General features: G+C 59.7%; 21 protein-coding genes. 7 read left to right on the plus strand and 14 right to left on the minus strand.

The features are described from left to right. Nucleotides 1-140: 140 nt before the first annotated feature. Nucleotides 141-329, minus strand: coding sequence for a DUF2783 domain-containing protein (locus tag V1T76_RS00085; RefSeq protein ID WP_330558596.1), 189 nt, complete (start codon nt 327-329; stop codon nt 141-143). Further along, nucleotides 329-1945 carry an FAD-dependent oxidoreductase gene (locus tag V1T76_RS00090; RefSeq protein ID WP_330558597.1) on the minus strand — a complete coding sequence of 539 codons (1617 nt, stop codon included), beginning with the start codon at nt 1943-1945 and terminating at the stop codon, nt 329-331. The genes V1T76_RS00085 and V1T76_RS00090 overlap by 1 nt, the downstream gene beginning before the upstream one ends. A 126-nt stretch (nt 1946-2071) precedes the next feature. On the opposite strand from V1T76_RS00090, the gene V1T76_RS00095 reads away from it, so the two are divergent. Beyond that, nucleotides 2072-2302 carry a hypothetical protein gene (locus tag V1T76_RS00095; protein WP_330558598.1) on the plus strand — a complete coding sequence of 77 codons (231 nt, stop codon included), beginning with the start codon at nt 2072-2074 and terminating at the stop codon, nt 2300-2302. On the opposite strand, the gene V1T76_RS00100 is transcribed toward V1T76_RS00095, so the two are convergent. The 5 genes from V1T76_RS00100 to hmgA all read right to left on the minus strand — a co-directional run bounded on the left by V1T76_RS00100 (nt 2299) and on the right by hmgA (nt 7250). Beyond that, nucleotides 2299-2832 (minus strand): DinB family protein, encoded by a 534-nt coding sequence (locus tag V1T76_RS00100; protein ID WP_330558599.1) that lies wholly within the window; start codon nt 2830-2832, stop codon nt 2299-2301. The two genes, V1T76_RS00095 and V1T76_RS00100, sit on opposite strands and share 4 nt — an antisense overlap. A gap of 3 nt (nt 2833-2835) precedes the next feature. Next, entirely contained in the window at nt 2836-3795 is a 960-nt protein-coding gene (locus tag V1T76_RS00105; protein WP_330558600.1) for an MBL fold metallo-hydrolase, read from the minus strand. Continuing rightward, nucleotides 3792-4382: a carboxymuconolactone decarboxylase family protein gene (locus tag V1T76_RS00110; protein WP_330558601.1), complete on the minus strand. Its 591-nt coding sequence runs from the start codon at nt 4380-4382 to the stop codon at nt 3792-3794. The genes V1T76_RS00105 and V1T76_RS00110 overlap by 4 nt, the downstream gene beginning before the upstream one ends. 265 nt (nt 4383-4647) lie before the next feature. Continuing rightward, the gene (locus V1T76_RS00115; protein WP_330558602.1) at nt 4648-5664 is read right to left on the minus strand and encodes a fumarylacetoacetate hydrolase family protein; all 1017 of its coding nucleotides are present in this window, start codon (nt 5662-5664) and stop codon (nt 4648-4650) included. Nucleotides 5665-5879: 215 nt separating this feature from the next. Beyond that, entirely contained in the window at nt 5880-7250 is a 1371-nt protein-coding gene (gene hmgA, locus V1T76_RS00120) for a homogentisate 1,2-dioxygenase (protein WP_330558603.1), read from the minus strand. Nucleotides 7251-7441: 191 nt separating this feature from the next. Here hmgA and V1T76_RS00125 point away from each other — a divergent pair, with 191 nt between their 5' ends. Beyond that, nucleotides 7442-9475 (plus strand): methyl-accepting chemotaxis protein, encoded by a 2034-nt coding sequence (locus tag V1T76_RS00125; RefSeq protein WP_330558604.1) that lies wholly within the window; start codon nt 7442-7444, stop codon nt 9473-9475. Between the two features lie 225 nt (nt 9476-9700). On the opposite strand, the gene V1T76_RS00130 is transcribed toward V1T76_RS00125, so the two are convergent. After that, the gene (locus V1T76_RS00130; RefSeq protein WP_330558605.1) at nt 9701-10318 is read right to left on the minus strand and encodes an FMN-dependent NADH-azoreductase; all 618 of its coding nucleotides are present in this window, start codon (nt 10316-10318) and stop codon (nt 9701-9703) included. Between the two features lie 53 nt (nt 10319-10371). Continuing rightward, entirely contained in the window at nt 10372-11097 is a 726-nt protein-coding gene (locus tag V1T76_RS00135) for a DODA-type extradiol aromatic ring-opening family dioxygenase (protein ID WP_330558606.1), read from the minus strand. 140 nt (nt 11098-11237) lie between these two features. On the opposite strand from V1T76_RS00135, the gene V1T76_RS00140 reads away from it, so the two are divergent. The 3 genes from V1T76_RS00140 to V1T76_RS00150 all read left to right on the plus strand — a co-directional run bounded on the left by V1T76_RS00140 (nt 11238) and on the right by V1T76_RS00150 (nt 13310). Beyond that, nucleotides 11238-12128, plus strand: coding sequence for a LysR family transcriptional regulator (locus tag V1T76_RS00140; RefSeq protein ID WP_330558607.1), 891 nt, complete (start codon nt 11238-11240; stop codon nt 12126-12128). A gap of 395 nt (nt 12129-12523) precedes the next feature. After that, nucleotides 12524-12838 carry a hypothetical protein gene (locus V1T76_RS00145; protein ID WP_330558608.1) on the plus strand — a complete coding sequence of 105 codons (315 nt, stop codon included), beginning with the start codon at nt 12524-12526 and terminating at the stop codon, nt 12836-12838. 67 nt (nt 12839-12905) lie between these two features. Further along, nucleotides 12906-13310, plus strand: a complete 405-nt coding sequence (locus V1T76_RS00150) for a GFA family protein (RefSeq protein WP_330558609.1) — start codon at nt 12906-12908, stop codon at nt 13308-13310. A gap of 25 nt (nt 13311-13335) precedes the next feature. Here V1T76_RS00150 and V1T76_RS00155 read toward each other — a convergent pair whose 3' ends face one another. Together V1T76_RS00155 and V1T76_RS00160 are read right to left on the minus strand one after the other, a co-directional pair. Then, a complete protein-coding gene (locus V1T76_RS00155) occupies nt 13336-13701 on the minus strand; it encodes a hypothetical protein (RefSeq protein ID WP_330558610.1) in 366 nt (121 codons plus the stop codon). 96 nt (nt 13702-13797) lie between these two features. Then, entirely contained in the window at nt 13798-15273 is a 1476-nt protein-coding gene (locus tag V1T76_RS00160; protein ID WP_330558611.1) for an ATP-binding protein, read from the minus strand. A 362-nt stretch (nt 15274-15635) separates the two neighbouring features. Here V1T76_RS00160 and V1T76_RS00165 point away from each other — a divergent pair, with 362 nt between their 5' ends. After that, nucleotides 15636-16388, plus strand: a complete 753-nt coding sequence (locus V1T76_RS00165) for a substrate-binding periplasmic protein (protein WP_330558612.1) — start codon at nt 15636-15638, stop codon at nt 16386-16388. A gap of 157 nt (nt 16389-16545) precedes the next feature. Next, a complete protein-coding gene (locus V1T76_RS00170; protein WP_330558613.1) occupies nt 16546-17202 on the plus strand; it encodes a cupin domain-containing protein in 657 nt (218 codons plus the stop codon). A gap of 13 nt (nt 17203-17215) precedes the next feature. On the opposite strand, the gene V1T76_RS00175 is transcribed toward V1T76_RS00170, so the two are convergent. The 3 genes from V1T76_RS00175 to V1T76_RS00185 all read right to left on the minus strand — a co-directional run bounded on the left by V1T76_RS00175 (nt 17216) and on the right by V1T76_RS00185 (nt 19488). Continuing rightward, entirely contained in the window at nt 17216-17731 is a 516-nt protein-coding gene (locus V1T76_RS00175; protein ID WP_330558614.1) for a DUF2867 domain-containing protein, read from the minus strand. A gap of 144 nt (nt 17732-17875) precedes the next feature. Next, entirely contained in the window at nt 17876-18460 is a 585-nt protein-coding gene (locus V1T76_RS00180) for a nitroreductase family protein (RefSeq protein ID WP_330558615.1), read from the minus strand. Between the two features lie 107 nt (nt 18461-18567). Further along, nucleotides 18568-19488 carry a DMT family transporter gene (locus tag V1T76_RS00185; RefSeq protein WP_330558616.1) on the minus strand — a complete coding sequence of 307 codons (921 nt, stop codon included), beginning with the start codon at nt 19486-19488 and terminating at the stop codon, nt 18568-18570. Nucleotides 19489-19498 lie beyond the last annotated feature (10 nt).

Here is a 19498-nt window from a genome sequence, read left to right on the forward strand (position 1 = left end):
TCCAATTGCCTTCGATCGCTTCCAAAACGATGAAGCAGAGCTGTAATTCTGCCAATGGTGTGAAAGCCCGCGGCTTTCACACCACCTGTCAAAAGCCGCAATACGCAGGATACAGCCCCCCTCGCGGCACTGGTTTCAGCCTATCGTTTGGCCGCATCGAGAAGTCTTGAAAGCACTTCACGGTCGCCAATCTGGTTTGCCATCAGCAGGATCAGCCTGGCATTGTACGCATCGCTTTCGGCCTTGGTGAGACCTTCATGGGAGGTCAGCAGTTCGGCATAAAATCCGTCCGGATTTTGCAGGTTCGGTGTGGTGACAATCTCCGCCATCAGGCTTCTCCGCCTTTCCCAAGTGCAATTGCGAGTGCATTTTCGACCGCAGTGCGGTCATAGGCCGTCCAGCGTGCGGCCACATGCTGATCCGGCCGGATCAGATAAACTGCCGAAGCGGCATCGCCGAGATATCTGGCTTTGAGCTCCTGACCGGCAGCGGCAGCTGGAATGCTGACACCGGTGATGTCGATGCCGTCTATCTGGAGGGTCTCCGGCACCTCGGTGCCGATCCCCAACAGATGGAAACCGCTGCGGAGCCAATCCAGCAACCAACCGTCTGCCAGGGGCGCATCCGTCGCCGGGCTTCCTGGCCGCGTGCGCGCAGGCAAGCCTTCCGCGTCCGGGCCGTTGAGCGTCGAGCCGTCATAAACGCAAGGGACAGACAACCGTCCGGAATTGACCAGCGGCCGGGCAAAGGCATGGTGTTCGGACAGGTCCAGCACGGCATCGCGGAAAATGCGGCTGATTTCGGATTTCGGCGTGATGAAATCGGTCGAACGCGAGCTTTGCAGAATGTTCTCGTCGGCCGCCATTTCCCGTTCGAAGGCATAACTGTCCAGGAGGCTTTCCGGTGCCTTGCCGTCGAGAACCAGTTTCAGCTTCCAGCCGAGATTATCAGCGTCCTGGAAACCGGAGTTGGCGCCGCGCGCACCGAAGGGCGAGACCTGATGTGCGCTGTCACCAGCGAAGATCACACGGCCGTGGCGGAATTTCTCCATACGCCGGCACTGGAAGGTATAGATCGACACCCACTCCAGATCGAACTCCACGTCCTGCCCGAGCATCTGCTTGAGCCGGGGAATGACGTTCTCCGGTTTCTTTTCTTCTTCCTTGTCGATGTCCCAACCTAGCTGGAGATCGATGCGCCAGACACCGTCCGGCTGCTTGTGCAGAAGAGCGGACTGGTCCTTGTTGAAGGGCGGATCGAACCAGAACCAGCGTTCGGTCGGGAAATCCGCCTTCATGATGACGTCGGCGATCAGGAAGTTGTCTTCGAACACCCGGCCGACGAAGTCGAGGTCGAGCATCCGGCGCGAGGGCGAGCCGGCACCATCGCAGGCAATCAGCCAGTCCGCTTCCAGATTGTAAGCGCCATCTGCAGTTTCCACGGTCACCAGCGTGTGGTCATCCCGCTGATTGAGGTTTGCGACGCGGCTACCACCACGGATTTCCACCGGCTTGCCTTCCACCTGCAGCGCGCGGATGCGCTCGACCAGGTTGAGTTCGCAATAATACTGCTGCAGATTGATAAAGGCCGGACGCTTGTGGCCCTGTTCCGGCAGCAGGTTGAAATCATAGACCTGCCGGTCCCCGAAAAACACCTTGCCGACGTTCCAGACAACGCCCTTGTCGACCATCTCGTCACCGCATCCCAGACGGTCGAAGATTTCCAGAGACCGCTTGGAAAAGCAGATGGCCCGCGAGCCGACACTGACCTTGTCGTTGTCGTCCAGAATGACGACAGGCACACCGGCCTGAGCCAGATCGATGGCTGTGGCAAGGCCCACCGGCCCGGCGCCGATGATCACCACCGGGTGGCGAACGGGTGCTGCGGCGTCCTGATCTTGAGACCGCGTGTAGGGATAAAGCGGCGCTTCAAACAATTTGGTCACAGGCGTTTCTCCCAATTGACGAGGCCTTCCGGCCTCCTGTGCCGGTCTGCCTTTGCACGTTTTGCGGAACCCTTGGCGGGTTTGCGCGTTCTAGTTATTCATCCCCCCCCCCGAAGGAGGTGTGATATGCCGATGGTGACACGTCAGAATAGTTTATCGTCCGGGCGTCTATGGGCACTCCGGCTTATCGCCGGGCTTATGTCCGTGGTCGCCGTTTCACTTCTCATTGCAGCGCCTGCAACCGTGCTGGCCGATAACTGGAGCATGGCAGGCATCAGCATTGTGCTGTGCGAGATCATTGTTCTTGCCGCAGGCCTTGCCTGGCTCGCCCATCTGATCTTCGTGCCAGAGCGCTAATCCGTCTCCCAGTACCGTTGCGCGGCCGGATGTCGGTCGAACTTCAAGAAGAATTCGTCGAGCTGAGGCGGCGCAACGCTTGTTCCTGACAGCATGGCATGGACCTGGCCACGGTGATGGATCTGGTGCTGGAAGAGATGCAGCAACGTGTTGGCGACACTTTCCTGAAAGACGCCGCTCTTGCCCCGGTCCTGCGCAATGTCGCGCTCAAGATCGGCTTCCGTGATCCGGTCGCAAAACTCTATCAGATCCCGATCTGCGCTCTGCTGCGCCTCTTTCAGGCCAGCTGCCGAAGGCAGATGCGGTGTGTCGAACACTGACAGACCCTGCCCCTCCTCCTTCAAGGCATCAAGGTAGTAGCGGTCCACTTCCCAATTGTGATTGAGCGTTTCCCGGATCGACGGAAAGAACCCGGTTCTTTCCGCCTCGAACTCCGCCTGAGACAGCCGGCAGCAAGCTTCATATAACCGCTCATTGGCATATGCGTTGTTACGGGCCATCAGGCGCAGGTGATCCAGGACTGCACTCATGGGTCAGCCCTGCAGGTCTGCCCACATCTGGGCGTCGCGCTCCGCGGTCCAGATGCGCGGCGTGTCGATGTCCAGGGCCTCGTCGTAAGCGCGGGCGACGTTGAACGGCAGGCAATGCTCGTAGATCGCGTAATCCTTGAACTTCGGATCGCAGGCCGCGCGGCAGGCGTCCCAGGCTTCCTTCAGCGAGCCGCCGCGCTTTGCCACGCGGGCAACCGGCTCATAGGTCGAGCGGACAAAGTCAGCTGTGGCATCCAGCGCCGCATTGACCATGTCCTTTCCCACCAGAGCATCGCCCCGACCCGGCGCAATGGCGTCGAGATCGAACGAGCGGATGCGCTCAAGTGTCGTCGGCCAATCGTTGAAATGGCCGTCGCCGCAATAGCAGGCCGAGTGATATTCGACGATGTCGCCGGTGAACATGACGTTCTCGTCCGGCACGTGAATGACGATGTCGCCAGCGGTGTGGGCACGCCCAACGAAGCTGAGGTCCACCCGGCGCTTGCCCAGATAAACGGTCATGCGGTCATTGAAGGTTGTCGTCGGCCAGGTCAGCGGCGGAATGTCGTTGACGTTGTCATAGCCCATGAACAGACGCGGGAAGCGCATGAATTCGGATTCCCGGTCTTGCGCGCCGCGTTCCACCACCATGGACCGGGCCTTCTCGCTCATGATCACGGTCGGCGCCTTGTAGGCGGCAGCCCCCAGTACGCGCACGGCGTGATAATGGGTCAGCACGAGATGGCTGATCGGCTTGTCCGTGACGGACCGGACTTTTTCGATCACCTTGTTGGCGAGTTCAGGGGTCGCCTGCGCCTCGACGATCATGACGCTGTCATCGCCGATGATGACGCCGGTGTTCGGGTCGCCCTCGGCGGTAAAGGCCCAGAGGTCCTTGCCGATTTCGCTGAAGGAGATCTTCTTCTCGGTCATGTCTCCAACAGATGCGAATTGTTTGCTCATTTCGAAGCTCCGTGTTTGCCTTCATCCCATGCAGGCATCGCCTTTTTGGCGACAGCGGCCGGATGGGCTTCCATTGTGGTTGCCATGGTGTCGTTCCACCGGTTGAGGTAGCCGAAGAGGGAGATCGAGGCGACGATCTCCACAATCTCGGCATCATTGAAATGGGCCTTGAGCGCTTCAAAGTGCGCGTCCGTAACGCCGTTGGGAACACCGGCAGCCTCGCGCGCCAGCACCAGCGCGGCCTTCTCGGCCTCCGTGAAGAGCGGCGATGTCTCGCAGTCCCAGACAGCCGCAATCTTTTCGTCCGGCACATCGTAGACGTGACTGAGATTGGCCATATGCCCCTGACAATAGCGGCAGCCGGTCGCCATGGAGGTCATCAGCGCCACCATTATCTTCAGGTCTTCCGGCACAGTACCTTCGTAAAGAACCGCCTGGTTCAACTCCATGAACGCCTTGGCGATATTCGGCCGGCGCGCCATGGTCAGGATCGAGTTTGGCAGAAAGCCGCGAATTGCATCGTAGCGCGCAAACTTTTCCTCGAATTGAGGCAGATCCTTGCGGTCCAGCGGCTCGACGTAAGGCATGGCCTTCTCCCTGAAATATCCCCGGCGGCGCAAAGGCTTGGCCCAACGCAGCGCTTTTGTCTTTCTACGGGATGGAAACCCCATCCCCGCTCCTCCCACAGGGAGGGAACTGGTCCGATTTTCATTCGCCCCGGCCCTAGCGAGGGTCCGAGCTGAAGTTTTCTTTTCGTTTGCGCATCGCAAAGCCCACTTCCCCTCCCCTTGCGGGGAGGGGGTGGGGTGGGTTTACATCCCGTCGATGGGAGCGAAGGTCCGCAGGGACCGATTAAGGCCCTTCGTATTTCTCCACCGTCTGCTCGATGGCGCCGAAGATCGAATGGCCTTCCGAATCGAGCATCTCGATGCGAACCGTGTCACCGAATTTCAGGAAGGGTGTCTTGGCCTCGCCCGTATTGATCGTTTCGATCATTCGGATTTCGGCAACGCAGGAATAACCGACACCGCCATCAGAAACCGGCTTGCCCGGACCGCCATCCAGCTTGTTGGAGACCGTGCCGGATCCGATGATCGTACCGGCACTGAGCGGCCGGGTCTTGGCTGCATGGGCGATCAGCTGGCCGAAATCGAAGGTCATGTCGATGCCCGCGTTCGCGCGGCCAAACGGCTGACCATTGAGGTCGACATGAAGCGGCAGATGCAGCTTGCCACCCTTCCAGGCATCGCCAAGCGCATCCGGCGTGACAGCCACCGGCGAAAAGGCCGAAGACGGCTTGGACTGGAAGAAGCCGAAGCCCTTGCCAAGCTCGGCAGGGATCAGACCGCGCAAGGAAACATCGTTGACCAGCAGCACCAGAAGAATGTGATCGCGCGCAGCTTCGGCGCTCACCCCCATCGGCACATCGTCGGTGACGACGGCGATCTCGCCTTCCATATCGATGCCCCAGGCTTCTTCGCGCATGGAAATCGGGTCGCGTGGAGCCAGGAACGCATCCGAGCCGCCCTGATACATCAGCGGATCCGTCCAGAAGCTTTCCGGCATCTTCGCGCCGCGGGCCTTGCGCACCAGTTCGACGTGGTTGACGTAGGCCGAGCCGTCGGCCCACTGATAGGCACGCGGAAGCGGCGACAGAGCCTCGTGCTCGTGAAAGCGGAGCGTCGGTACGGCTTCGTGGGACAGGCTTTCAGCCAACAGCTTCAGCTTCGGCTCCACATGCTCCCAATCGTCAAGCGCGGCCTGCAATGTCGGCGCGATGTGGCTTGCGTCGGTGCAGAAGGTCAGGCGGTCGTTGACCACCACCAGCTTGCCGTCGCGGCTGCCATCCTTGAGCGTTGCCAGTTTCATCGGGTTTTGTGCTCCTAATGCTCGCCAGGTTCGTCGTGCCCGGCGATGGTTTCTCCCGGAAAGCCTCCTGGGGCTTCCAGCCGTTATTCTTGTGCGGGCTCCGGCAGATGTGCCGGAACACGGTCGTTGCATGCAACCGTTACCTGAGGCGCAGGTCACCATACCGGCAAGGCTTGATCTACGGTTTGCGACCGGTCAAATGCCGAATGGTCTGCCTACTTGTTCCAGGTTCCTTCAGGCGTGCCATCAAATTTTTTGCCCAGCGAGTCCCAGCAGTCAATGTAATCGTCCTGCAGGGGCGCTTCCTTGGCGGCAAACTCCGTCAGGTGCTGCGGGAAACGGGTCTCGAACATGAAGGACATTGTGTTGTCGAGCTTTTCCGGCTTCAGGTCGGCATTGGACGCGCCTTCAAACGCATTGTTGTCCGGTCCGTGCGGCAGCATCATGTTGTGCAGGCTCATGCCGCCCGGGACGAAACCCTGCGGTTTGGCATCGTACTGGCCGTAGATGTTGCCCATCAGCTCCGACATGATGTTCTTGTGATACCAGGGCGGGCGGAAGGTGTTTTCCATCACCATCCAGCGCTCGCGGAAAAGCACGAAATCAATGTTGGCGGTGCCCGGCACGCCGGACGGCGCCGTCAGCACCGTAAAGATTGACGGATCGGGATGGTCGAACAGGATCGAGCCGATCGGGCAATAGTTTCTGAGATCATATTTGCAGGGCGCGTAGTTGCCGTGCCAGGCGACGACATCGAGCGGCGAATGGTCGATCCTGGTTTCGTGAAACTGTCCGCACCATTTTACGGTCACCGTGGACGGGGCGTCGCGGTCTTCATAGTGCGCCACAGGCGTCTTGAAATCGCGGCGGTTGGCCATGCAGTTGGCACCGATCGGCCCCCTGCCCGGCAGTTCGAATTTCTGGCCATAGTTTTCGCAAACAAAACCACGCGCAGGACCGTCCACGAGCTCGACACGGTAGACAAGACCACGCGGCAGGATGGCGATCTCCTTCGGCTCCAGTTCGATCACGCCCAATTCCGTGCAGAAGCGCAAGATGCCTTCCTGCGGCACCACCAGCAGCTCGCTGTCGGCGGAGTAGAAATATTCATCCTCCATCGACTTGGTGATCAGGTAGATGTGACTGGCCATTCCGACCTGGGTGTTGACGTCGCCGGCGGTCGTCATGGTGCGCATGCCGGTCAGCCAGTTGAGGTCTTCGCCGGAATGCGGCACCGGATCCCAGCGGTACTGACCGAGCGAAACGACGTCATTGCAGACATTCGGCGCAGATTTCCAGTACGGAAGGTCGATCTTTCTGAACCGGCTCGTGTGCTTGACAGACGGACGGATGCGGTAACACCAGGTGCGTTCGTTCTGGTGGCTGGGAGCGGTAAAGGCAGTGCCCGAAAGCTGCTCGCCGTAAAGCCCGTAGGCACATTTCTGCGGGCTGTTCATGCCCTGCGGAAGGGAGCCCGGCAGAGCCTCGGTTTCAAAATCATTGCCGAAGCCCGGCATATATTCCAGACCCGCCGAGTTACGGCCGTTTCCGGCAAGATTTTGACTGCTCTCGGTTCTCTGATCCATGACGTCCTCCCGGTTCGGAGATGAATTTAGTTGCATATGTAACCATTCTGATCTCACGGATCAAGCGGCATGTCGATACTTTTGCGACAAGCGCAGGTTTTCTGGCGTGAACCCGCGAAAAAACCAGAGACGTAATGTTTGCTTTACGGGCTTTTCGTAGAGTTCCGACAGTCAAACCGTTGGAGCTCTCCATGTCACTCAGAAATCGGATCTTTTTCGCCTCAAGCGGCGTGTTCCTGGTTGGATTCCTGGCACTTATTCTTGCTGTCACCTTCATGACCCAGGCAACCTCGCAAAAGTCCGGCGAGGATCTCATCCGTAAAACTGCCGAAGCACTTGCGCTGGATGCCGGCAAGACCATGGCGCAGGCGCAACTGGCGGCCCGCGCGGCGGCCGATGCGCTGGAAGGATTGCAACAGGCCGGTATCAGCGACCGCAATGCCTATGCAGCCGTGATGCAGCAGCAGATCAGCCAGAACAAGCACTTCGTCGGCGGCGGTGCTATCCTGGAGCCGGACATGGCCGGCAAGGATGCGGACAATGCAGGTGCCAACTTCTCCGACGACAAGGGCCGCTTTATTCCCTATTTCTTCAACAAGGATGAGACAGTCGCCTGGGAACCATTGATGTTCGGCGGCGATAGCGGCTCTGAAGAATGGTACGACAAGCCGAAAGACCTCGGCCATGACACCGTCACCGAACCCTATATTTATCCGGTCAATAATGTCGACGTGCTGATGGCGACGGCCTCTTCGCCGATCAAGGATGCTTCCGGACGCGGCATCGGCGGCGCCACCATCGACGTGTCGCTGGAAGGCCTGCAGAAGGCGGTGAGTGCCGGGCAGACTTACGAAAGCGGTTACGTCGGCCTTCTCAGCGAGGCGGGCGTCTGGGTGTCTCATCCGGACGCGGCTCTGCTGGGCAAGAAGGCTGATGCAGCGATGGTCAGCAAAATCCAGTCGGTCAAGAATGAAGCCGTGTTCACGACTGAAAACGGCGTTGCGGAAGCCATCAAGGGTTTCGAACTGGATGGCACCGGACAGCACTGGTTCATCGTCGTTGCGGTTGACGAGAGCGAGCTTCTGGCAAGTGCCAATTCCACCATGCAGATGAGCCTCCTGCTCGCCTTTGGCCTGCTGGTTGGCGGCACCTTCCTGATGTGGATGCTTGGCTCAACCATTGCCGGGCCCGTCCAGATGCTGACCGCCCGCATGCGCAAGCTCGCCGAAGGGGACGTCGATACGCCGGTCGCCTATCTCGACCGCAAGGACGAAATCGGCCAGATGGCCGGTGCACTGGAAATCTTCGTTGAAAACGAGACCGAGCGCCGGTCGCTGCAGAGCGACACGGAGCAGGCCCAGCAAAGCCAGCTTCAACGTCAGAAGACGATCGAAACCCTGATCGAAGCCTTCGAGAGCGACGTTCACGCCGTGCTCAACCAGGTCAGCGACAATAGCAAGCGCATGGAACAGACCGCCGCGTCTCTCGATGCCATTGCCCGGGACACTTCCTCGAAGGTTTCCTCGGTCGCAGGATCTTCCGACGTCGCCCAGAGCAGCGTCCAGACGGTGGCATCCGCTGCCGAAGAGCTGTCCGCCTCGATCTCCGAAATCGGCCGCCAGATCGACCAGACCAAGGAAGTCGTCACCAGCGCCACCCGTGCGGCCAACGACTCCAACGACAAGGTCGGCAGTCTCGATATCGCCGCACAGAAGATCGGTGAAGTTGTCAGCCTTATTCAGGCGATTGCCGAGCAGACCAACCTTCTGGCCCTCAATGCCACAATCGAGGCCGCACGGGCCGGGGAAGCCGGCAAGGGGTTTGCCGTTGTGGCTGCCGAGGTGAAGGAACTTGCCACACAGACCGCAAAGGCGACGGAAGAAATCTCCGCGCAGGTCACCGGCATCCAGTCTTCCACGCGCAACGCCGTCGGCTCGATCCAGGAAATCGCAAGCACGATGGAAGAGGTCAACCAGTTCACGGCAGCGATTGCCGCGGCGATCTCGCAGCAGGGCGATGCCACCAACGAAATCAGCCACAATGTCCAGCAGGCCGCGAGCTGCACCAGCGACATGAGCAACAGCGTTGGCGACGTGATGCAGGCCGCCGAAGAGACCAGCAGTTCGGCAGCCGATGTCCTGTCGGTCTCCCAGTCGGTTTCCGAGCATGCCCAGGGCCTGCAGGCAACGATTGCTGACTTCCTGAGCCGCGTTCGCGCGGCGTAAGCCGGTTATATCGCCTCAAAGACGGGCCCGCACAAATCCTTGTGCGGGCCCATTTTTTTGGGATGGTGACCATAAATTGCGTTGGCCTGTCGAACTTGACCGCGGCGTTGCCTCTCGAGCTCTGTACCTGCCCCGGACCCTACGACGGACCTTGACCGCCCCTTCGCGGCGCGGTGCACGAATGACCGGCCCTGGCAGACAACGAAGCGCAGGAAATCGCGCGGTTCAGGCGTCAGCCAACTGCTTCATCTGACCCACGTAGCTCTCCACGAATTTTTCCATCGTGGTCTCCCCCATGTCGACAGACTTGGCGCTTTCGCCGTGGATAAGGGACACGTCCGTAATCCCGATAACCTTCAGGATCAGTTTCATGTATTGCGGCGCGATGTTGCGATCCGCGATTGGGGAACCTTCGCCATAGACGCCACCTGAAGCGACGATAAGTGTCGCCTTCTTGCCGGTCACCAGCCCTGCGCCGTCAAACCCGAGCGTGAGACCCTTGCGCACGATGTGATCCACCCAGGCCTTCAGGCTGGCAGGAATGTTGTAATTGTAGACAGGCGTCGAGATCACGATCTCGTCTGCGCCCAGAAGTTCCTGCACCAGTTCATCGGACAGTGCCAGTTGTGCCTTCATCTCGGGAGTCTGCGCCGGTGGCGGCGTGAAATAGGCCGCTAGCCAGTCCATTGTGACATGGGGCAGCGCGTCCTTGACCAGGTCCCGGATGACAATCTCGCCTTCGGGATGCGCGGCCTGCCAACCGGCTATAAATCTGGCGGTGAGGTTGCGGGAGACAGATGCAGCGCCCCGCGGGCTGGCCTCGATTAGTAGAAGTTTCGTCATGATCTTGCCTTTCAGGAGGGAGGAGTTGGAGAGAGTGGAGAGTGGGGACGGGGTCAGGCGCCGAAGCGGAAACCTGAAATGGGTTTGCCAAGGGCCTGTCCGTGAAAGGCGATCTGGCCGGGTTCGCCAGACGCGGCCCCTGCCACCACCATCAAGGGCAGCAGGTGATCCTCTTCAGGCTGGGCGTGGCGTGCTCCGGGGGCCGAGGCCCAGCAGATCAGTGCTTCGTCTCTGGTTTCGGGACAAACCATCTCGGTGCGCAACCACGTATCGAAGGCCAGGGCCCTGGGGTCTGGCGCGCCGAACCCGGCCGACAGATTGTGGTAGGTCTGACCGCTTCCAAGGATCAGCACGCCCTCGTCGCGCAGCGGACGCAGGGCGCGACCAATGGCAAGGTGCCGTGCCGGGTCCCGATCGCGGCACAACGACAACTGAACCGTCGGGATATCCGCGTCGGGCCACATGACCTTGAGCGGTACAAAGACCCCATGATCCCAGCCGCGCGTATCCTCGCGTGCATTGTCTATCCCAGCATCGGTCAGCAGGTCCTGGACATGCGCCGCAATCTCGGGTGCGCCTGGCGCTGGCCAGGTCAGGCGATACGTGTAGTCAGGAAACCCCCAGTAGTCATAGAGAAGCGGCGGGCGCGACGCACCGTTCACAGTCGGTCTCTGCTCTTCCCAATGGCCCGAAACGACGAGGATTGCCCGTGGTGGTGCTGCCAATAGTGCAGCGAACCCGTCTAGGTAGGCTTCCAGCTCCCGGAAGCCGTCACGCATCGGTCCACCCCGCAGGAAGAAACAAGGGCCGCCGCCGTGATTGATGAAGAATGTCGGTTGCATGAGGCGAAGATAGGCGCTGAAAAATATCATAAGAAGTGATATAATTATGATCAAAACCATCTTGAATGGAGATAGATTTGCTCGGTACCCTCACCTTTGACCAACTACGTATCCTCGTGACCATTGCCGATACAGGAAGTTTTTCAGCTGCTGGCCGGGATCTGTCGCGGGCTCAGTCGGCCATCAGTCAGTCTGTGGCCAACCTTGAAGCAAATCAGGGCGTGCAGCTGTTTGACAGGCCCGGTCATCGCCCTGAGCTGACGGAGGCCGGTCGTGTGCTGGTGGAACAGGCCCGCCTCGTGCTTGCCAGCGCAGCCCGGTTCGAGGCTGTTGCGGCCGGAACCCGGACGGGCCTGGAACCGGTTCTGACCCTCGCAATTGATCCGATGGTACCGTCAGAGCCTCTCATCCAAAGCCTGCGGACACTGCATGACGAGTGGCCTCAACTGCCGATCAGCTTTTCCACCGAAGAACTTGGTGGTGCTCTGAGACGCCTGCGCAGCAACGAGGCCGCACTGGCTATCGGCCTGCTTTTGCCCCAGGTGCCGGAGGACGTGGTCGCCTTGCCGCTGAGCACGATCGAGCTGGTTCCGGTCGCGGCCTCACAGCACCCGCTTGCGCAGATTCCAGGTCTGCTCACGCGCGCCGACCTCGAACCTCACGTCCAGCTCGTCCTGAGTTCAGGCGCGACGGCGCAAGGGCCTGACTATGGCGTGTTGAGCTCCGCTCGGTGGCGGTTCCTCGACCTCGGCCGTCGCCTGGACTTTCTGCGTGCCGGGTTTGGCTGGTGCAGGATGCCGCGCCATCTTGTGAAGACGGATCTCGAGGAGGGGCGCCTGGTGGAGCTCAAGTTGCATGATGAAGCTACCGGACAGCAAGGGGCGCTCACAATTTATGCCGCCTACCTCGCGAGCCGTCCTCCGGGACCGGCGGGAAGAAGACTTCTGGCCAAGATGATGGAAGGGTGAGGTGATATTGGGCGGCCTGCAGATGGCCTGATGAACCTGTCTTGGCGGGCGTGGAGCGAATTCAATTTATGGACGTGATGGCAGCCTGCAGCGACGTTGTGTCTGACATGCTACTGACCATAAAGTGTTCGATGCCATTTGCCACTTCGAGAGGACCCGCATCGTCTTCAGCCCCTGTATCGTGACGTTTCATGAGTATCCTTCGCTGAAAAAGCTCAATATTATCAGCGTTCTCGCGGTGAACCCAAGCAAACTCACAGAGTATTCCGCCCCCCCTTTTTTGTTCTACCCCGCACTGCTCCCTTCCTCAAAAAGCCGCTGTTTTTCGATTCCGCGCTTGAACGAAAAAGAGAGCTGACGTAAAAAGAACAAAATAGGAACATTGGAGAAGATCGATGCGGCTCGCCGACACTGCTGTTGCGCATTCCTGCGCTGTTTCCTCCGCGTCTGCGTCGGCATCGGGCGCGGATCAGCTCACGTCCGTCACACGCGGAGAGGTCCGCACCATGATGTTGTACCTGCGCAAGGCGCGTGAACGGGCCATCGCGATCCGCGACAGATCTCCCGGTGGCAGTTATCTGGAAAGCGTGCTTACCCGCACGATCGACGGCATTTCGCTGGAGCTGTCGCAGCTCGACTATCTTCTGGCATCCCAGCCAGTTGATCCGTCGCGCAACTCTTCCACAAGACGGATGCGCCCTGCAATCTGACCGGGTGGCCTTTGAAGGTGCAAGTTGCTATGCAGCAGCAGATCCCCACCTTGCAGGATGCTGTCAAATGTCGGTTCACAAAGGACGTTGCCTGTGCGGCAGCGCCACTTTCACCATCGAAGGCGACTTCGAGACCTTCTTTCTGTGCCACTGCGGACATTGCCGGAAAGACACCGGATCCGCACATGCGGCCAATCTATTTTCCTCAACGGCAAGCCTTGCCTGGACATCCGGTGAGGACAAGGTCAGGTCCTTCACGCTGGCAGGTACGCGCCACACGAAGGCCTTCTGCACCGACTGTGGATCAGCCCTTCCCAATCTTCAGATGGACGGCAAGCTGCTGGTTGTGCCGGCAGGAAGTCTGGACACGCCCGTCACCCTGAAACCGGCAGGTCATATCTTCACCGCCAGCCGTGCCGACTGGGACGACGGCCTGGAAACTGTCCCGAAATTCGAAGCCTTGCCTTCCTGATACCCGGAACGCCGGATCGGCTTGCCTATTCCCGTCGCAAGGCGCCGAAGAACCCGAGAACCGTCCTGAGTTTTCCGGTTTCTTCGTCGATCCAGACGACATCGAGCCCTTCGGGAAGCGCCGTTCCGTCCGCCTTGACCATCTGCCAGGCAAACCGTGCGGACCCGTGATGGGTATCGATGCCGCTGGTCCGAATGATCTTTGCACCAACGTTCCTGGCCAGAACGCCCGATATGTGGTCGACAAGCGCTGCAATGCCCGTCACATCGGTTTCAGGATCCATGTATCTGACGCTGTCTGTCACCGATCTGACCAGCAAGTCATGGCGATAGGATGGGTTCCGTTCGGACCAGGCCGCGCAATAGATGTCGATGGTGTCTTCCAGCGTCATTCCGGCCTCCGCTTCCGTCTTCAAAAGAAGCATGCGCGAAAGTTTGCGACGGCGCTAGTCAGCGCAAAGGAACGGAACCGTCAGACAAAGACTTCATCAGGCTGCGGCTTCGTCACCCGGAGCCGTCTGCCAACCGAGGTCGGTCAACGTCACGATGCGATTGCCGCGCAGATCGGTGGCGCAGACAAGAAATCCGCGTTCTTCCATGTGGCTCAACAGCCAGCGCGCCCTGCCCGGGGACCGCGTGCCATAGGCAGTGGCAATTTCGATGTTGCCGGGGCATGGGGCTTTCGCGATCGCCGCCTTTGCCAAAAGCAGATAGACGCCGCGCATGTCTTCCGGCAGCTCCGAGGCGATCAGTTCCGCCTGGGCCCAGGCGCCATCGTCCATTTCGCCCTTTTCGACACCCGCACGGGCAACGGAAAGCTTTTCACGGAAAGTCTGCAGGTCGGGTGCGCCTCCGGCCAGTTTGGAAATGCGGCAACGGACCTGAAAGTCCTGATAGAGCGTTGCGATGGGCTGGAACGCAGCTTCCTCGTCTTCCAGGATACCTGCGATAATTTCGGCGATTTTCTGTTCGCGCTCGCCAAAGTCGAGCAGGCTTTCGGCCTGCGGCACGTCCTCGGCGCTGGCCCGCTCCGCACTGCTCAACTGGTCAAGCACGTCACCCGTGGACACCACGGGTTCGACGAAACGCTGGCGGATCGGCTGAACCTCGTCGGCGCCCGGCGTGAAGATCAGATCCTTGGCGTCTTCCTTGGGCTGCTCCGGCAGTGGCAGCAGTTTGTGAGTTCCGCCCCGCCCCATGGTCTCCACCGGGCCGATCTTGACCGGAACCGGACGGCGCGACATGGCCGGTCCGAGCGCGATGAAATGCCCTCTGTCGAGGTTTCTGAAGCTTTCGGCCTGACGCCGCTCCATGCCGAGAAGATCAGCGGCACGGGCCATGTCGATATCCAGAAAGGTCCGCCCCATCAGGAAGTTCGACGCTTCCGCGGCAACGTTCTTGGCCAGCTTTGCCAGACGCTGGGTAGCAATGATGCCGGCCAGTCCGCGCTTGCGGCCACGGCACATCAGGTTGGTCATGGCCCCGAGCGACCGGCGCCGGGCTTCTTCGGTTACCTCACCGGCAGCGGCAGGCGCAAAAAGCTGGGCTTCATCGACGATAACCAGCATCGGATACCAGAGATCGCGGTCGGCATCGAAGAGGCCGTCGAGAAAGGTAGCTGCGGCCTTCATCTGCCGGTCCGCATCCAGGCCTTCCAGGTTGAGAACCACCGAAACGCGGTGCTGGCGCACCCGGGCGGCAATCATCTGGAGGTCCTTTTCGGTCCCGACGGCATCGACCACGACATGGCCGAACTTGTCTGCCAGGGATACGAAGTCGCCTTCAGGATCGATAATGGCCTGCTGAACCCAGGTTGCGGACTGTTCGAGAAGCCGGCGCAAAAGATGCGACTTTCCTGAGCCGGAATTGCCCTGCACCAAAAGGCGCGTCGCCAGCAGTTCTTCCAGATCCAGCCCGGCGCGCGCGCCGCCTGTCATTTCACCGATATCGATTTGTACCGTCATGCGACCACTTTTCTTGCAGCCTCGGCAGCGCTGCGGCTTCTCCGTATCCTGAATTTCGTGCAGTGCGGTAGTCAGCACGATTCCGTGCCACTTGCAAAGCCGGCCTGCCGGGAAAGCCGGGTTTTCCCAGAATTCCACCGAATAGCAGCCTTCACGTACCACAGACCTGACGGGAGAAACGGACGTCAGGTCCGGAACCGCATTAACTTATTTAGGCTTCGCCGACGCCACGCGGGTTTCTGTGGTAAGGTAGGGGGAACGGGAGCTTTTTCAGGGAAATCGCTGTGACAGTCAAGGGATTGGCTGGTTCTTCGTGCCGGCAGATTTTTAAACAGTTCAAAACGCTGCTTTCCGGCGCCGTTTTGCTGATCCTTTCTATTGCCCCAAGTTCTGCAACAACCGACACCGTGAAGATCGCTGTTGGCGAATGGCCCCCCTATTTTTCCGAAAATGCCGAAGGCTACGGCACCTACGCACAGGTGGTCACAAGAGCCTTCGAACTTGAAGGCATTACGGTGGAGTATGGTTTCTTTCCCTGGAAGCGGGCATTGCTGCAAACGCAGTCCGGCCTCTGGGACGCTTCAGCCGGTTGGGGAAAGACATCGGAACGGGAACCGTTCTTCCATTTCTGTGACGCCGTTCTGGCCGAACGCGAACTGTTCTTCTACGCAATGGACCGCCCCGTCGAGGCGCAAAGCTTGCAGGATCTTTCCGGGTTGAGCCTCGGCATCATCGACGGTGCTGCTATGGGCGAGGAGCTGGAGGAACTGGTGTCGTCCGGGCAGATCACCGTCTTCCATCAAAGCACATTGGCAGACCTCTTCAAGATGCTCGACGTCGGGCGGGTCGATGTCGTCATGGGGAATGAGAAGGTTGCCGCAGATGCCTTGGCGTCCGCTTTTTCCGGTGAGGAAACAACGCGTTTCAAGCCGCTGGAAAACGTAACGGTGCTTTGGGACTATCGCGTGATCGTCTCGAAGAAAATTGAAAACGGAAAGGAACTCTGCACCCGGTTCAATCGCGGCTTGAGAAAGCTGCAGGACAGCGGTGAATACGACCGCCTGTTGTGGCCCGACACGAAGGAAGACGGCCAGTCAAACGCCAGCCCGTCCTGACCTCAAGACAACACGCAAGCCTTCGCCGCCACGGCTGTCGATTTTCCGTTTCCGCACGGGTTGCCAGGGTTTCACAACGAGTTCACCTCCCTCCCCTTCCAAATGGGGATAGCCTGCCCCATGTGAGAATAATAATATTCGTATTGGGATGGACCGGATGAAAATTCACGCAGATCTGACGCAGCCTGCAATCGTCGACAGCGCCACGCTCGACTGGGTGCCCTCACCCATGGCGGGTGTCGAACGGCGGATGCTGGAGCGCGATGGTGCGGAAGTCGCACGGGCCACCAGCCTCGTCAGATACGCCCCCGGCTCCGCATTTTCCGCCCACAAGCACGACATGGGGGAAGAATTTCTGGTCCTTGACGGGGTGTTTTCGGACGAAAGCGGAGATTTTCCAAAAGGCATGTATGTCCGCAATCCACCGGGCTCAAGCCACGTCCCCTCAAGTGAGCCGGGTGCCGTCATTCTGGTGAAGTTGCGCCAGATGCAGCCGGACGACGATGCCTATGTCCGGGTAAACACGCTCGACCCAGGCGGCTGGCAGGCCGGCAGGCCAGGCGAAAGCATCCTGCCGCTGTTCGTTCGGCCGGATGAGGAAGTGGTGATGCTGGACTGGGAAAAAGGCGCTCGGCTGGCCCCGCAAACCTTTCCCGGCGGGGCGGAGTATTTTGTGGTCGAAGGCAGCTTCGAGGATCAGACCGGCCGACACGACCAAGGCACGTGGATACGCCTGCCTGCGGGAACGCGTCAGGAGATCACCACGTCACAGGGTGCCCGCGTCTGGCGCAAGACAGGTCACCTTGCGCTCTGACATGCCCGGCCAATCATGCTGTTCCCCTGGCCAGCATGGTTTTGACGATCATCTTGTGAAACGGCAGGATCAGAGCAAGATAGGCATGGCCTGCAAGGTTGTGCGGCTTGCAGCAGGTGGAGGCGTAGATCCGGGGCCCGTTTTGCCTTTGCCGGTATAAAGACAGCCGGAAATCCTGGTGCCAGTCGTTCTCGCCCAGGATGATCTCATTTTCCGAGACCGAATAGATCTTGAAGAAACCGATCCGGTCGCCGACACCTTTCTCGGCCGCCGCTTCGGCTGTTCTCTCCTGGGCCAGGGCCTGCGTCGTCTTCATGCCGACGAGTGCTGCCAGCTTGTCGCGGAACGACATCAGAGCTGTTATCCAACCGATATCCGCTGTCAGAATGCGCTCTGCGAGCAACCGCATGTCGGCAGTCAGCAGATCCTCACGCCCGCGGATGGGTATTGAATAGGTGTCGAGGAAGTCATCGGCCGCGCGATAGGCATTCAGGAGACTATCTTCCGGCAGTTTGTCGCTTATGGCCATCTGCGCCCTCTCCCCAAAAGGTTTGACATGGACACCCTATAACGACAGGCATCGGGAGACGCCTTGCAGATTGACGCAGCAAAAGAGGCAGCGGAACCATTCCGCTGCCTTTCGAGATGATCTGGTCTTCAGCAGGTCCGGGCGTCAGGCCCAGGCACCTTCAAAGGCGATTTCCTCAAGCGGTTTGCGGTTGCTCGGCGCTTCGCGTTCGCGCAGGCTTTCCGGCAGGTCGGAGACCTCTCCCCGGCGGCCGATCGCGATGGCAATCTGGGGCTGATAACGCTCGGGAACACCGAGTTTCTCGTGTATCTCGTCTTTCAGGATACCGGCCATTCCATGGGCATGATAACCGAGCGCGGTTGCCTGCAAGGCAGCATGTGCCCAGGCAGCCCCGGCATCGAAAGCGTGCGTGCCGTTGGCACGGCCCGGTTTGCCATCCTTGCCATCCACTTCAGTGTCGGAGAACAGATAGACCAGCGCCGAGGCGTGTTGCGCCCAGTCGCGGTTAAACGGGTTGAGCAGGTCGACCAGAGCCTGCCAGTTCGCATCGCCTCTGCGGGCGTAAACGAAACGCCAGGGCTGGATGTTGAAGGCGGACGGCGACCAGCGCGCTGCTTCAAGAATGGTTTTCAGATCCGCTTCCTCGATCGACGACCGGTCGAAGGCGCGCGGTGACCAGCGGTCGATGAACAGGTTTTCAATCGGATGAGCGGGTGTACGGGCAGTCATGATAATTATCTCCTGTCTGGGATCTGAGCCAAAAGGGTATCGATCCGTCAGTTGACGCGGAGATAGGCAATTTTTATCTTGATATCAAGATATATATCTTCAAAGTTTTAAGGTGCCGGCGCGACATCACGGTTTTCCCTGGCTCTTGCCCCGATTGAAGGGGCAATCAGGATCGCCGACAGCACCAGCGCTGCCGAAATCATTTCCCGGACACCGATCGCTTCCCCAAAGACCAGCCAACCGACCAGAAACATGGCTGGAAGTTCGAAACTGCCTGCAGCCGCTGCGCGCACCGCTCCAACCTTCTGGCAGGCCACGGTGTAAAGGATCTGCGGAATGAGCGCGGTTCCAAGCCCCATGGCGACAACAAGCCCCCATTGCCCAGCCGTTGACGGCAGAACAGAGCCATGCCCCTCCTGAAGTGCGAGCGGCAACAAGCCTGCGACAGAGCCCAACAGACCGCAGGCCGTGCGCTCCAGCGAATTCAATTCTTCAGCCAACCCGCTGAGGACAACGATCAGAAAACCGAATGCGATAGGTGCCGGAATGGCCCACAACAGGGCCCTCAATGCTTCGGGGGACAATAACGACGGATCGAGCAACAGCCCGGCAGCCAGGATCACAAGCCCGGCGGAGGCAAAGGACCGCCAGGTCAGCGCCTGTCGCAGCAAAACCCAGGCAAACAGCGCCGCGAAGACCGGATAGGACATATAGACCACACCGGCAGCGGCGACCGGCGCAACGCGGATCGCCTCCAAATGACCGATGAGACTGAGCCCAAGCACAAGGCCCGCCCCCATCAGCAAAAGGGCCCCGCCTCTTTTGCGCTTCTCGAATGGCAGAAAGGGGATCAGGAACAGGACGGAAAAGCCATATCGATAGAGCGCAATCGTGGCCGGGCCAGCCCCCGTTTCCTGAAGCCCCCGCACGAAGATCGGCACAAGGCCGAAGCAGGCTGCGGACGCTGCAATGACAAGCGTAGCGCCAGTGGGGCCTAGGCCGATTTTTGAAGAGATCATGTTGCTCATGAGATTTCGA

It is taken from the genome of Roseibium sp. FZY0029, assembly GCF_036350355.1.
Classification (GTDB): domain Bacteria; phylum Pseudomonadota; class Alphaproteobacteria; order Rhizobiales; family Stappiaceae; genus Roseibium.